The sequence below is a fragment of the Woeseia oceani genome, assembly GCF_001677435.1.
GTDB lineage: Bacteria > Pseudomonadota > Gammaproteobacteria > Steroidobacterales > Woeseiaceae > Woeseia > Woeseia oceani.
The window spans coordinates 1,647,725-1,661,652 of sequence record NZ_CP016268.1 but is presented as its reverse complement, the minus strand read 5'-3'; the positions used below and the strand labels follow the sequence as shown (position 1 = coordinate 1,661,652).

Annotated in this window: 16 protein-coding genes; 4 read left to right on the top strand and 12 right to left on the bottom strand. The window is 57.6% G+C overall.

The genetic code is table 11. From position 1 onward, the window contains the following. Positions 1-9 precede the first annotated feature (9 nt). The 12 genes from BA177_RS07300 to flgB all read right to left on the bottom strand — a co-directional run bounded on the left by BA177_RS07300 (position 10) and on the right by flgB (position 11,617). The gene (locus BA177_RS07300) at positions 10-1,152 is read right to left on the bottom strand and encodes a flagellin (protein WP_068614852.1); all 1,143 of its coding nucleotides are present in this window, start codon (positions 1,150-1,152) and stop codon (positions 10-12) included. Positions 1,153-1,412: 260 nt separating this feature from the next. After that, complete coding sequence (gene flgL, locus BA177_RS07295) at positions 1,413-2,606, bottom strand: flagellar hook-associated protein FlgL (RefSeq protein ID WP_068614849.1); 1,194 nt, start codon at positions 2,604-2,606, stop codon at positions 1,413-1,415. Positions 2,607-2,609: 3 nt separating this feature from the next. Then, entirely contained in the window at positions 2,610-4,499 is a 1,890-nt protein-coding gene (gene flgK / locus BA177_RS07290; RefSeq protein ID WP_068614847.1) for a flagellar hook-associated protein FlgK, read from the bottom strand. Between the two features lie 17 nt (positions 4,500-4,516). Next, complete coding sequence (locus BA177_RS07285; RefSeq protein WP_068614845.1) at positions 4,517-5,416, bottom strand: glucosaminidase domain-containing protein; 900 nt, start codon at positions 5,414-5,416, stop codon at positions 4,517-4,519. A gap of 9 nt (positions 5,417-5,425) precedes the next feature. Then, positions 5,426-6,550, bottom strand: coding sequence for a flagellar basal body P-ring protein FlgI (locus BA177_RS07280; RefSeq protein ID WP_068614842.1), 1,125 nt, complete (start codon positions 6,548-6,550; stop codon positions 5,426-5,428). Between the two features lie 10 nt (positions 6,551-6,560). Beyond that, entirely contained in the window at positions 6,561-7,253 is a 693-nt protein-coding gene (locus BA177_RS07275) for a flagellar basal body L-ring protein FlgH (RefSeq protein ID WP_068614839.1), read from the bottom strand. A 13-nt stretch (positions 7,254-7,266) separates the two neighbouring features. Beyond that, positions 7,267-8,052: a flagellar basal-body rod protein FlgG gene (flgG, locus tag BA177_RS07270; RefSeq protein WP_068614836.1), complete on the bottom strand. Its 786-nt coding sequence runs from the start codon at positions 8,050-8,052 to the stop codon at positions 7,267-7,269. Between the two features lie 27 nt (positions 8,053-8,079). Next, positions 8,080-8,820, bottom strand: a complete 741-nt coding sequence (flgF, locus tag BA177_RS07265; protein WP_068614833.1) for a flagellar basal-body rod protein FlgF — start codon at positions 8,818-8,820, stop codon at positions 8,080-8,082. Positions 8,821-8,857: 37 nt separating this feature from the next. After that, positions 8,858-10,075, bottom strand: a complete 1,218-nt coding sequence (gene flgE, locus BA177_RS07260) for a flagellar hook protein FlgE (RefSeq protein ID WP_068614830.1) — start codon at positions 10,073-10,075, stop codon at positions 8,858-8,860. Positions 10,076-10,111: 36 nt separating this feature from the next. Then, a complete protein-coding gene (locus BA177_RS07255) occupies positions 10,112-10,777 on the bottom strand; it encodes a flagellar hook assembly protein FlgD (RefSeq protein ID WP_197493378.1) in 666 nt (221 codons plus the stop codon). A 22-nt stretch (positions 10,778-10,799) separates the two neighbouring features. Continuing rightward, positions 10,800-11,219, bottom strand: coding sequence for a flagellar basal body rod protein FlgC (flgC, locus tag BA177_RS07250; protein WP_068614826.1), 420 nt, complete (start codon positions 11,217-11,219; stop codon positions 10,800-10,802). Further along, positions 11,219-11,617 carry a flagellar basal body rod protein FlgB gene (gene flgB / locus BA177_RS07245; RefSeq protein WP_068619037.1) on the bottom strand — a complete coding sequence of 133 codons (399 nt, stop codon included), beginning with the start codon at positions 11,615-11,617 and terminating at the stop codon, positions 11,219-11,221. Before flgB ends, flgC begins: the two co-directional genes overlap by 1 nt. A gap of 380 nt (positions 11,618-11,997) precedes the next feature. Here flgB and flgA point away from each other — a divergent pair, with 380 nt between their 5' ends. The 4 genes from flgA (at position 11,998) to BA177_RS18765 (ending at position 13,840) form a co-directional block, all read left to right on the top strand. After that, complete coding sequence (flgA, locus tag BA177_RS07240) at positions 11,998-12,690, top strand: flagellar basal body P-ring formation chaperone FlgA (RefSeq protein ID WP_068619035.1); 693 nt, start codon at positions 11,998-12,000, stop codon at positions 12,688-12,690. Between the two features lie 148 nt (positions 12,691-12,838). After that, positions 12,839-13,138: a flagellar biosynthesis anti-sigma factor FlgM gene (flgM, locus tag BA177_RS18340; protein ID WP_156762929.1), complete on the top strand. Its 300-nt coding sequence runs from the start codon at positions 12,839-12,841 to the stop codon at positions 13,136-13,138. A gap of 5 nt (positions 13,139-13,143) precedes the next feature. After that, positions 13,144-13,599, top strand: coding sequence for a flagella synthesis protein FlgN (locus BA177_RS07230; protein ID WP_231892518.1), 456 nt, complete (start codon positions 13,144-13,146; stop codon positions 13,597-13,599). Between the two features lie 28 nt (positions 13,600-13,627). Then, positions 13,628-13,840, top strand: a complete 213-nt coding sequence (locus BA177_RS18765) for a carbon storage regulator (protein ID WP_068614821.1) — start codon at positions 13,628-13,630, stop codon at positions 13,838-13,840. Positions 13,841-13,928 lie beyond the last annotated feature (88 nt).

Below are 13,928 nucleotides of genomic sequence, written 5' to 3'. Positions count from 1 at the left end.
ACTGCGTGCTTACTGCAGCAGACTCAATGCCAACTGCGGCTGAGCATTAGCCTGAGCCAAAACAGAGACACCTGCCTGTTGCAGTATCTGTGCCTTGGTCAATGCTGCCGTTTCTGCGGCAAAGTCAGCGTCCTGGATACGACCGCGCGAGGCCGACAGGTTTTCACTAACCGTTTGCAGGTTGACAATGGTTGACTCGAAGCGGTTCTGGATGGCGCCGAGGTTACCGCGCAGTCCGTTAACAGCCGTCAGTGCAGAGTCGATACGTGCGATAGCGAAATTCGCGCCCGCCACAGTGTCAACACCAACACCTGCCAGAGTCGTAGCTGCAGCCGCTGTTTCGTCAGCCGTTGCTACCGCATCCAGACCGAGCGTGTTGGCGCCCGCTGCTACGGATTCAGTCATCGTCACTGCGCCGTTCTGCGACAAGATCTGTAGCTCGCCATCGCCATTAACAAATGCCGAGACTCCCGAGACGTTGCCTTCATTGATTGCGGCTGCTGCCTGCTGAGCAGTGCTACCCGCTGCGACTACCACTGTTCCGTAGAGGTCGGCATCCGTGCCATCACCAAACTCAATGGTTATGTCATCGGTCGTGGCGGAGGTGTCGAAGCCGGTACCTGCCGCCGTGTTAACCGTGCCGATAGCTGACGCGGTCACGTCTGTGGTAAGGCTAACAGCAATCGTGTCACCCACGTTTGCGCCAACCTGGAAGGTTGCCGTGCCGAACGAGCCGTCAAGGACTTTCACGCCATTGAAGTTCGTCTGCTTGGCAATGCGATCGACCTCAGCAATACGCTCGGCTACTTCCTCGTTCAGTGCTACGCGATCAGACGCAGAGTTGGTAGCGTTGGCCGACTGCACTGCCAGCTCACGAATGCGCTGCAGGTTGTTGGTCAACTCGCTCAATGCTGATTCGGTCGTCTGCGCCAGGGAGATGCCGTCACTTGCGTTACGGGCTGCCTGATCAAGACCACGAATCTGTGTGGTGAACCGCTCGGAAATTGCCAGTCCTGCAGCATCATCCTTTGCGCTGTTAATCCGCAGGCCGGTAGACAGTCTTTCCAGTGACTGATTCAGCAAGCCTTGCGAACGATTCAAATTACGTTGTGCGTTAAGCGAAGCAACGTTTGTATTGATCGACTGTGCCATGTCATTAACTCCTGATTAATAATCCCGGCGTCTGTGGCTGCCGGTCTGATTCGCACGGCTCGCGAACTTGTTTCGCTACCGCCTTACGGGGAGGTTATCGGTATGGCGCAGAAAAACTTTAAGCAGATTCAGTACATTTTTTGAAAATGAGACCGGCGTTGCGCCGGCATCTGCAAAGGAAACTTTAGCGACTTGTCGTCAAACTGTGATGCATGTCACGAAAGCCCGTAGAGTTGCAATCGCTACGGGAATACCGGGCTCTAGAGGAAGTTAAACAGTGACAATCCTTGCGTGCGTATGAACGATTGCTGAGCAGCCTCAAGGGTCGTGGCCTGAATACTCAAACGTGAAATGGCTTCAGCGTAGTCGAGCTCCTCGATCCCCGATATGCTGGTTTCGAGGTTTAGCCGGAACGATGCATTGCTGTCGACCTGGCTATCTATCGCACTCAAACGAGTGCCAACCTGGGTACGCACGGTCAGAATATTGTCGATGGCTTGATCGAGATTCTGCAAAGCAGCGTTGACGCCATTGTGCAATCCCGCCCGTTCCGCATCGCTGCTCACCGGTTGCTCCAGGATATTAGCCAGGTTCAATACATTGCTGAACATGTCCACATTCCGGCTTGGCTCGATATTGAACTCATCACCGGCTGCGGGCGCACCGTCAATGGTGAAACGTATGCCACTGAACGCGATCGAATCGCCCGAGGCAAAACTGTTGCTGCTGACAATGGCACCGCCACTATCCAGAACGTCATAACTGTCGCTCGCAGTGAAACGGACCGTATAGCTGTCACGGTCGTACTGACTCTGGTCCATGACACTGTTGACAGAAACGACGCCAGTGCCGGTATTGCCATTCGCCGCACTGCTGCTGAACGTGCCATTGCCGTCTTTAATCTGAAAGAATATGGCAGCGCCGGAATCGCCATCCGGAATCTGCCGGTCTGCGCCAATCTGAATGAGTCGCTGGCCCTGATCGCCAGCGTAGGCGAACGCATTACCCTGCCGACTGACCGGCGCGGTACTGTCGCGGTTGCCCGCGAACAGGTAACGGCCCGAACCGTCACGCTGATTGGCGATCTGCACCAGTTGATCAACCCGCTCACGCAGTTCGGCCGCAATCAAACTGCGCGACTGCGGCGATTGCGTGTCGTTGTTGCCTTGAATAGCGAGCTCGCGAATTCGTTGCAAAGCATCATTGACGCTAACCAGCGCGGTCTCTTCATAGTTCAGCCGGTTGCGTGCAACCTCGCCGTTGCGGTCAAACTGATCCAGTCGCGACAAGGACTCACGCATTTCCACCGTTCGCGCAGCGGCAATGGGATCATCAGCTGGAGACAAGAGCCGACGTCCGGTCGACAGTTGTTGCTGCGTACGGTCTATAGCCGACTGCAGTTGCTGCATCATCGACAGAGCGCTCAGGTGTGAACCGCTGGTCGAAATTCGCATGGTTTATCTCCGGGTCGCGTTGATCAGAGTGTCGAACATGCTATTGGCCACGCTGACCACGTGCGCCACAGCCTGATAGGCCTGCTGATACTTCAACAGGTTCGCGGCTTCTTCATCGAGATTCACACCGGATTTCGCCAGCTGGCTGGCTTCGGCATTGGCCTTCACCACGCTTTGCGCGTCGAAATTCATTTGCACCTGCCGGGTGGCACTGCCGACCTGACCAATGAGTTGGCCATAGCTGTCGTTGATGCTGACCGTTCCGCCGTTAAGTATTCCCTGGGCCTGTACGTTCGCCAGCAACAAGCCGTTGCGATTGTCACCGCTCGCGCCAGTATTGGCCTCCAGCGTGAATTCGTCACCCGCCTGTGGCGTGCCGCTGATTGCAAACCGGGAACCATTGACGACAATCGGCTCACCGCTGACGTAAGCAAAAGATCCTGCGCCATTAACGCTGTAGGTTGCCGGCCCGGTGAACTGAATCACCGCCGTATTCAGCAATGCCGGGTCGTTGCGATCAACAATGTCGGTGGCCGAAATGCTGCCGTTACCGGTGTTGCTCAGGCTTGCCAGCGTGCGGGTCGGGCCGGCCATGGCTATCTGTTGTGCATCGTTCATGCTGCGGGTGATGGTCTCCGCACCGTTGGTTGATGACTTGATCATGATCCTGTCACCAGCCGCCGGTGCACCGCCGGTAACGATGCTCAAACCGTCCGCAATGAGCGGATCCCCGACTGTGCCGGTGCCGCTCATGCTGACCGCAGCGCCCGTGTCAGCGCGCAGCATTGAATAGGCGGCACCGTCGTAGGTCAGGATGTAGTCGCGGCCGGTTACGGCGCCAAGATCGGCAATGGTTGCCTCGGCCGTACCACTACCGCTGTTGCGGTTGGAATAAGTAACACCCGGGTCACCGATGCCAAAGAAATCGCCGCCCATGTTGCCGTACAGGTCCATGCCTGCCGCGTTCTGCTCATTGAAAGTCACCGCCACAGCCTGGGCCGTTTGGCCCAAGGCCTGCCGTGCCGGGTCCAGCATCTGATTGCGGAACTCGAGTAAGCCGCCCAGTTGCCCACCGGTCAGCCGATTGTCCATAACCGACGTGCCCGCGGAAGTCCGGTACGCCACTTCCAGCCGGGTTGGGTCAAATTCACTGCCCTGGGTCGTGAGCTGACGTGCTTCGCTGCCGATGACGAGCGTTTGTCCGTTACCGATAAAGACGTTCATGGAACCGTCAGATTGCTGCACGCTGTCAACCGGAACCAGCGCCGCCAGATCCCGAAGCAACAGATCGCGCTGATCAAGCAAGTCATTGGGAGACTGCCCGTTCGCCGCCTGACCCAGCGTGATCCTGTCGTTCAGGTCGGCAATCGACGTGGAAAGCTGGTTAATGTCGGTCACGGCTGCTGCCAGTCGTTGACTGATTTCCGCATCAAGATCAGCGAACTGGCGATCCATTTCCGAAAAGCGCAACACGAGGCTGTCAGCCTCACCCAGTAACGCGGCACGGGTCGGCAATGATGACGGATCATTGGCGATGTCCTGCACGGAATTAAAGAAGGATTGCAACTGATTGTTGAGCCCCGAACTGGGGTCGGCGATCAGCGTATCGAGACGGCTGGCGAGATCATTTAGCGCGGCGAACCGCGCGTGGCTGCTGGTACTGGTTTGCAGCTGCCCGCCAATAATATCGTCGTAAATGCGTTTTATTGAGCTGACCTGGGTACCGGACCCGATATAGCCGTTGTACACGCCCTGCCCCGGGCGCGCGGAAAACTCCGTAACCTGGCGGCTGTATCCCGGCGTGTTGGCGTTGGCGATGTTATGACCGGTCGTTTCCAGCGCACGCTGAAACGCAAGCATTCCGGTTAAACTCGTTGACAATATATTCGGCATAGCGATTCCCTGGGCCGTTAGTCCGCATTGGCCATAGCACCCGCCGAGGTTATCGGCCGGCTGGAGTCAATCTTTAATTCACTGAGCGCGCCCTGCATCGTGTCACTGTGCAGCACGCGCGAAATTTTCTGGGCATAGCGCGGGTCTGTCGCGTAGCCCGCTTCCTGCAAGGCACCGGCGAAGCCCGCTACGTTGTCACCCTGACCTATCGCCTGCTCGTAGCGGCCACGGGTCAGCAGGAAGTCGGCATAGTCATCGAACGCCGCTGCCACATCGGGGTAGGAACGGAATCGCTCCACTCGCCGCTCGGCAATGCCGTTTTCGTACTCCACGGTTGATCGCGCGACGCTGTCGCCCTTCCAGTCCGGTCCCGCCTTGATGCCGAACAGGTTGTAACTGCTGCTGCCATTGGCATCCTGCATGACATGTGCGCCCCAACCCGTTTCGAGCGCCGCCTGGGCAACGATCGCACGTGGTTCAACGCCCAATGCTGTACCAGCACGTTCCGCGTGCGGCCAGACATCTTTGATGAACGATTGCGGTTCCGACCAGTCCGGCAACTCAGCCACAGCGCCGTCCATACGACGAGTGGGCGGTAACGCGAACGTCTCACGGCTCGTCGGCACATGACCGATTTCGCCACCCATCTGCCGGACCAGCATGTCCGCCAGTCCAATACCGCGACCATTGGCCATTTCCAGCGACAATTGCTGGTCGAACATGTCCTGGTACATGTCCATTTGATCGCTGCCAAACATGGGCTCCGCCAGTTTGGCTCCGCGCATATTCTTGAGCATCGACTGCACGAACAGCGCCTCGAATTGTGACGCAACCTCGCGCAGCGCGGCCGCTTCCTGGCGATCCGCGCTGGCTTTCAAGGTTGTGAACTGTCCGAAGTCGGTGATCGAGGCGGTCATGAAACTGGCTCAGATGACAACCAGTTCAGCGCGTAGCGCGCCGGCCTGCTTCAGTGCTTCAAGAATCGCAACCAGGTCTCCTGGTGCGGCTCCGACCCGGTTGACCGTGCGCACGATTTCATCAAGGCTGGTACCCGGTGCGAACAGGAACATGCTCGAGTCTTCTTCTGTTATCTGCACCTGCGAACTCGGTACAACCACCGTCTGGCCGGCATCCGAGAACGCGGCCTGCGGCTGGCTGACCAACGGTTGTTCGCTGATCGTCACCACCAGCGAGCCGTGGGAAACGGCTGCCGGCGATACCTGTACGTGCGAGCCGATTACTACGGTACCGGTACGCGAATTGATAATGACCTTGGCGGAACCCTGCCCCGGATCAACTTCCAGGTTTTCCAGGTAAGCGAGAAAAGACGTGCGTTGATTAGCGTCGGTCGGTGCACGCACGCTGACCGAAACCGGGTCCATTGCTTGTGCGGTACCTTCACCAACAGTCTCATTAATCAGCGTTGCCAGGCGATGCGACGTCGTGAAATCCGGCGTGTGCAGGTTCAACAGAATGGATTCGCGCGCGTGGAAGTCGCTGGGAACGGTACGTTCTACCGTTGCCCCGTTTGGAATTCGTCCGGCACTGGGAATGTTGACGGTTACGCTGGAGCCGTCATTGCCACTGGCACCAAAGCCGCCGACGATGAGATTGCCTTGCGCTATCGCGTAGACATTGCCATCGGCACCGCGCAACGGCGCCATCAGCAAACTGCCTCCACGCAGACTTTTCGCATTACCGATGGAAGAGACCGTGATATCAATGGTCTGACCCGGCTTTACGAACGGCGGAAGATCCGCATGAATAGTGACCGCCGCGACGTTTTTGAGCTGCAGGCTGGTCCCGTCTGGCACGGTAACGCCGAATTGCGTCAGCATGTTCTTGATACTTTGTACCGTGAACGGGGTCTGGCTGGTCTGGTCGCCGGTGCCGTTAAGGCCAACTACCAGGCCGTATCCCGCCAACTGGTTGCTACGTACGCCTGCGACAGCGGCAAGATCCTTGATCCTGTCCGCCAGAGCGGGTTGCGCAACTATCGCGAACACCAGCAAGGCGCTGCCAGCACGAGAAAGTAGGTTTTTCGTATTCATAATGCGGCGCCTAGAAAGGTGTCAGGACAGAGTGAAAGAAGCGCGAGAACGGACCCATTTTATTGGCCGCTGCGAGTACGCCTTTACTGCTGTAAGAAATATGCGCATCGGCCACTTTCGCCGACGGTATGGAGTTGTCCGGTTCGATATCGTAGGCGCGGATGATGCCGGACAGACGAATGTACTCATTGCCCTGATTCAGCAGGACTCTTTTCTCGCCGCGGATACGCAAGTTGCCATTAGGGTAGCGTTCGACAACCGTCACAGTGACGTTGCCCTGCAAGCTGTTGCTTTGGTTGCTCGACCCTGCTCCCTCGAAGCCTTGCTCACCGGCCAGCGAACCATCGAAGATGGCGATGCCATCACGGGTAACCGGCCGCCCGAGGAATGTCGGTGTGGTCAATTCAGTTTCAGTGGATTTCGACGTCCGCGTATTGGACTGCAATGATGCGTTGGTACTTTCGAGCAAGCGCACTGTCAGTATGTCGCCAACGTGCCCTGCCCGCAGGTCTTCAAACAAGCGCGTTGCTCCGCCCTGCCGATAGATGGCGCCACTGGTCGCCGGCGCAAGTTCCGGCATCACCGGTACCGGCGGTTCGTAAGGATCGCGCATGGCATCGATACGGGCACAACCCGTCGCCGCCATCGCAATCAGTGCGATGCCGGCACAACGACGTATCTGTTCAAGAAAATTTCGCTTCATTGCTGATTCCTGCTTACAGGTTATTGTTCAGGTACTGCATCATCTGATCGTTGGTCGAAATCGCCTTCGAGTTCATTTCGTACGCACGTTGCGTCTCGATCATGCTGACGAGTTCCGATACGACGTTGACGTTGGAACCTTCAAGAGAGCCCTGCAGCAACTTGCCAAAGCCGTCCAGACCTGGCGTGCCGGTTTGCGGCGTGCCGCTGGATGCGGTTTCGAGAAACAGGTTCTCACCGATAGGCTGCAAGCCGGTCGCATTGATAAAATCAACCGTCTCCAGCGTGCCGACCTGGGCCGGTATCGGCTGACCTGCGAGCTTGACGCTGACAATGCCGTCACCGCCAATCGTTATGCTTTGGGCTCCATCAGGAATCACGATACTTGGCTGCACGCGATAGCCGCTGGCGGTTACCATTTCACCTTCTGCATTCCGCTGAAACGTACCGTCACGGGTATAGGCAAGATTGCCGTCCGGGGTCAGTATCTGGAAAAAGCCGCGGCCATTGATGGCCACATCCAGCGCATTCTCGGTTTGCAGCAGGTTGCCCTGGGTATGCAGTTTCTCGGTTGCCACAACACGCACGCCCGTACCGATGTTCATGCCGGTCGGCAGCTCAGTGTCCTGCGACGACTGGCCACCTGCCTGACGTACGTTCTGGTAGAGCAAGTCCTCAAACACCGCCCGGTCCTGCTTGAAGCCGGTGGTATTTACGTTCGCGAGGTTGTTGGAAACCACGGACATGCGCGTCTGCTGCGCATCCATTCCGGTTTTGGCAATCCACAAGGCCTGATTCATATCGTTCTCCGTTTCCTGTATCCGGACTTAGCCAACACGCATCAGTTGCGCGGCTGAGTCAGCGTTTTCTTTCGCCGTCTTCATGGCGTTTACCTGCATTTCGTATTGCCGGGACAGCTCGATCATATTCACGAGTGTCATCGCCACGTTTACGTTGCTTTGTTCAAGTGAGCCGGCCGTCAACGTGACACTCGCATCGGCATCGGCTGTTTGACCCTCGGGCAAGTGCAGCAATCCGTCGCTGCCCTTGCTCAGTTGTTTGATATCCGGATCTACAAGTTTGAGTCGATCCACAATAACCAACGCTTCCGGCCCTTGCCCCAGTGGCTGGACGGACACGGTACCGTCCGCACCAATGGTCAGGCTGGAATTCGGTGGCACCGCAACCGGACCACCGTCGCCCATGATCAGGTGACCCGCGCCGTTCGACAGTAAGCCGCCCGAATTAACACGCAGATCGCCGGCCCGGGTATAGGCTTCCGAACCGTCCGGCGACTGCACTACGAAAAAGCCGCGACCCTGGATTGCTACATCCAGATTGCGACCGGTATTCACCAGGGGGCCCTGTGCGAAGTCCGTACCGAATGAATCGACAACCGCATTCACTCTGGACTCGGCTCCCGGACCTTCGATCGCCAGCGATGAAAAGGCATGCAGGTCGGCACGAAATCCGCTGGTCGAGATGTTCGCCAGATTATTGCTGTTGATGGCCTGTGCGTATTCCGTCTGTTTCGCACCGGTCATCGCCAGGTAAACCATTTCGTCCATGTGCCTGCTCCCTTAGGTCCGGTTACCGTCTGTCGTACTAGCGGATATTGATGACGGTTTGGGTAACGGTGTCAGCCGTGGAAATCATCTGGGCATTCGCCTGGAAATTTCGCTGCGCCGTAATCATCTGTACCAGCTGAGCGGTCAGATCCACGTTGGACGCTTCGAGTGCACCGGACTGAATATTGCCGAACGATGCGGTACCGGCTTCGCCGAGCAAGGCATCACCCGAGGCAAACGATTGTCCCCAGTTGGTATCGCCGAGTTGCTGCAAGCCCTGCGGGTTTACAAAGTTGGCCAATGCCAGCTTACCCAGTGATGTCGACTGTCCGTTGGTGAAGCGGGCAAAAACCACACCCTCCGCATCAACGCTGACGCCGGTCAGTCGGCCCGTTGTGTAGCCGTCCTGCGAGAGTGAGTTCACACCGAAGTTGCTGCCGAACTGCGTGGCCGTTGAAAAGTTAAGGTCCATGGCAATGTCTGCAGCACCCGTAGAAGGCGTGTATGCAGCGAGAGTCATGTTGCCGCTGGCTGGCGTATTGAGACTGCCATCGTTGTTGAACGTGATTTGGGTAGACCCGGCAACGGCAGTGCCGTCGATCTCCACCTCGGTGTTCCAGGTGTTGGGTGCTGCGTCCTTAATGAAGTAAACGGTTGCGGTATGTGCCGCACCCAGTGAGTCATAAATCGTTACCGAGGTCGTGTGGTTGAAGCTCGCTGGGTCTGCAGGATCGAACACCGGGTTGGTCGGGGTGGTCGCATTGGCCGGCAGATTCAGTCCGAAATTGGAAACCGTGGTGGCGGATGGCGGGTTTGCGCCCGTCGTCAACTGCAGATCCGTCGGCGTACCGGTATTGAACAGACCGTTGCCGGCGAACGGGTAGGACTGCAACCGCGCGCCCTGCGCGTTAGTTACGTAGCCTTGATTGTCGACCCCGAAGGCACCGGCACGGGTGTAAGTTCGGGCGCCGTTGTCGCTGAGCACGAAAAAGCCTTCGCCGCCAATGGCCAGATCGAGGGCATTGTCTGTGAAGTCAATATTGCCTTGCGTGAACTGCTGCGCGACCGAAGACAGGCGCACGCCGCTGCCCGAGGCACTGGAGCCAACGCTTTGGGTGCCGACGGCAAAGACCTCGGCGAACTGAGCGCGCGATTCTTTGAAGCCGTTCGTGTTTACGTTGGCGACGTTGTTGGCAGTAACTTCCAGATCTGCCGATGCAGCGTTCAATCCGCTGAGAGCTATCGCAAATGGCATGGTGTATCTCCTGAGTGAATTCCGTTTCTAATTTGTTTAGTTAATCTGGCGGACGCGGGCGAGAGACATCTGCTCGCCGCCAGCCAGGTTCAATGTCAATCCCGAGCCACCGCGGCCCAGCGTGACACTGGCAATATTTGATTCGATCAACGTCGGCACGCTTTCAATTTCGTTGCCGTACTGGACGCGTGCAGCAATCTCGTACTGGCCGTCAGCGACCTGCTGGCCGCTGTCATTCAGTCCATCCCAGTTAAAGCGGGAGACCCCGGCCTGTTGTGCACCAATATCAAAACGCCGCACAAGCTGACCGCTGGCATCGGTTATCTCGATTTGCACATTGCTGACACTCGACGGCAATTCAACCGCGCCGGCAACACCGCCACCGTTACTGACTGAGCCTGTACCGGACTCGGCCAATACGGTGCGCCCAACCAGGTTCGCTGCCTGCAACGCCTGGTCCGACTGAATGGAAGACTGCAGGCCGGAGAACGCGCCATTCAGCTCGTCGATCCCGCTGACGGTACCGAACTGCGCGAGCTGCCCAAGGAAGTCACCATTGTCCATCGGCTCGAATGGGTCCTGATTGCGAAACTGAGCCATCATCAGGGTCATGAAGGCTTCCTGGCCCAGCTCGGTACGCGCCGAGTTATCGACGGTCGGCTGACCTATTCCCAGGCTGTCGAACGCGTTAATTTCATTCATAGTTGTCATTCATCCTTGAGTGCTAGCCCTGACGGCCAAGCGCCAGCGTCTGCAACAACAGATCGCGGGTCGTGTTAATCATTTCAACGTTGTTCTGATAAGAGCGGGAGGCCGACATCATGTTGACCATCTCTTCAACCGTACTGACATTGCTGACGTAGACATTGCCGTCGGCATCCGCATCGGGGTGATCCGGCCGGTATTGCACGTTAAGCGGCGCCGTGCTTTCAGTAACCCCGGTCAGGCGGACACCGCTCACTCCCGTTTGCGCGACCAGCGCGTCATTAAAGGTTGCGAACACCGGCTGCTTGGCCCGATACACTTTATCGGGATCGCCACTTACGCTACCGGCATTGGCCAGGTTACTGGCCGTGACGTTGAGCCGTACCGACTGCGCGTTCATCGCACTGCCGGCGACATCGAATACTTTAAACAGTGACATCAGTCACCTCCCTTGATCGCGTAACGCAAGCCGGAAATTGCACCGTTCAGAAACGTCAGACTGGCGCGGTATTGCACGGCGTTCTCGGCGAATGCAGCTTGTTCAACGTCGGTTTCAACCGTATTGCCATCCAGCGTCGGCTGAGTCGGCACGCGGAATTTCAGTTCGGCGCCGGTTGAAGTAAAACCGACCCCCTGGTTGTGCAGCGTGCTCGTGGTCTTCATTGGCAATGCGCCGCCCGGACCGCCCTGGGCATGTTTAAGCGCCGAGGCAAAATCCAGATCGCGGGCCTTGTAATTCGGCGTATCAGCGTTGGCAATGTTCGACGACAGCACTTCGTTGCGCTGTGCGCGCACTCGTAAAGCGTGTTCGTGTGTGGCAAATGCCTGAATTTTCATGATCCGTATTCCCGAAGGCTCCAATACTTGCTGCAAATAGCTATGCAACTGCCATGCCAACCCGGGGAAACCCAGCAGTGACGATTCCTCGCTAAAGTTTCGCGAGCGGCTGCCGATAGCCATTGGATCGTCAAAGCGGCAAAGGCTTGCCGGAAAAGCGGCAAAGACTGGTTCATTCGGCCGCGATTTCATCTCCAGAGGCGCTGGCATGTCTCTTGCATTGGCCTATAGACAAGAACTGTTCGCCCGCTGACGGAATAACGCCGTTGCCCGGCGGGCCACTGAATTCAAGAGGAACTGCAACGCCAATGGCCAGGGGCTACCGGAAATTCGTCGAACTATTGACGCCGCAAAGCGGGTGCCGTCGTGTAACTGACGTTATGCAAGCGACACAGCTGTGGTGGATTCTGTGTTTGGCACCGTTTGCCGCTGCCGCGGAACAGAACGATGGCTTGCAAGCGCTCGCCGAGATCGAACGGACCGCAGAAGCTTTTCTTGCCGCGCGTGCCACGGGCGGTACGGCGAGCGCGGTACCCCTGGATCAACGATTGCGACTCGCCAGCTGTGAGCAACCATTGCAGGCGTACCTCCGCGACGGCGCGAAAATCCGCCAGCGCACTATAGTAGGAGTCCGCTGTACCGGTCCGCAGCCATGGAAAGTCTATGTACCGGTGAATATCGTGGTGACCGAAACCGTACTGGTGCTGGCGAACAACCTGCCGCGTGGTCACGCATTGACGGCGGCCGACCTGAAACGGGAGAAACGCGATGTCTCCCGATTGCCGGGCGGCTACCTAGCCTCGATTGACGAAGCCGTCGGCCACAGACTGAAGCAATCCCTGCGCGCCGGGAATATCGTGACTCCGGGGGCATTGCAGGCTGCACTGTTAATACGCCGCGGACAAACGGTAACCCTGAACGCGGCTACCGACGCCATCAGCATCCGGATGACCGGCAAAGCACTTATGGATGGCGCACTGAATCAAAGAATACGGGTCGAGAACACGAGTTCCGGCCGGGTGGTCGAGGGCATCGTGCGTTCGGCCGAACGGGTTGAGGTGCTGGTCCAGTAACGGAGTCACGGGCTGGCGAGAGCAGTTTCATTATTAATATCTGCAAAAAGCTAAAGTTGCGCGGCCGGTGGCCGATAACGGGCTTGAGCAGCAATGATTGTTGAGGGTTGGGATTATGTCTAACACGATAAAACCGGTGGATCCAAACATGCTGACGAAAATTTCGGACAAAATAGGTGGCGCCAGAGACGCGACGTCGACCGGCGAATCCCGCCGTGCCGAAGAGCATCGTCAGGCACCGGACAGTACCGCAGGCAGTGACACCGTTGAATTGACCAGTGGTGCCAAGCTATTGGAAAGACTGGATAAAACACTATCCTCCCTGCCTGATATCGATGCCTCCCGGGTCGAAGCGGTCAAAACGGCGATAGCCAAAGGCGACTACGAAATCGACGCGAGCAAGATTGCTGATGCATTGATTCGTAGCGAACGCGAGTTCGGAGCCTGAGCGTGATGCCGTCAACAGCGACCCAACTTGAGAACGTCATTGACAACGGCATAGACGGGGCCAGTCGCCTCTTGGCGTGTCTCGGTCGCGAACGCGCAGCCCTGGAAACCCAGGATGCGACCCAGCTGCTCGAACTGGCCGGCGAAAAGCAAGCCTGCCTCGACGAACTCGAGAAACTCGAGGCACAGCGCACAGACCTGTTGCAGCAACGTAAGCTCGGCAACGACGACGCCGGGATGCAGCGCTTGTTAGACGGGACTCGCAGTGCCGCGAACTGGCAACGCTACCTGGACCTCGCAGCCCGCTGCCAGGCCGAAAACCAAACCAATGGTGCAATCATCCGGCTGCGCCACCAACAGATTTCCGCAGCGCTGGCCGTCATTTCCGGCGAGCGCCAATCCACCTACGGCCCCTCAGGTGACCGTCCAGCCGCCCAGTCCCGGGCGCTGGCGCAGGCCTGACGCACTACGCAGAACAGGGAATCAAGCCATGTTAATCATCAGCCGCAAGGACGCTGAATCGATCGTGATTCGACCGTCAGATGACGTGGACCCGCAAACGACCCTCGCCGATCTGTTTCAGGACGGCCCCATCGAAATCACCGTGTTCTCCGCGGGCGGCAGCCGGGTGAAGATGGGTGTGCAGGCTCCCAGCCAGCTGAGCATCTGGCGAAAAGACGCACAAGACGACGTCGCTGCGTAACGCTCCGCGCCCCCACCCAAACCATAATCATTTGTTTTTATTATATTTATAGCGGCTGACCAGCGCGCCGACGCTTTGTTGCAGCGCA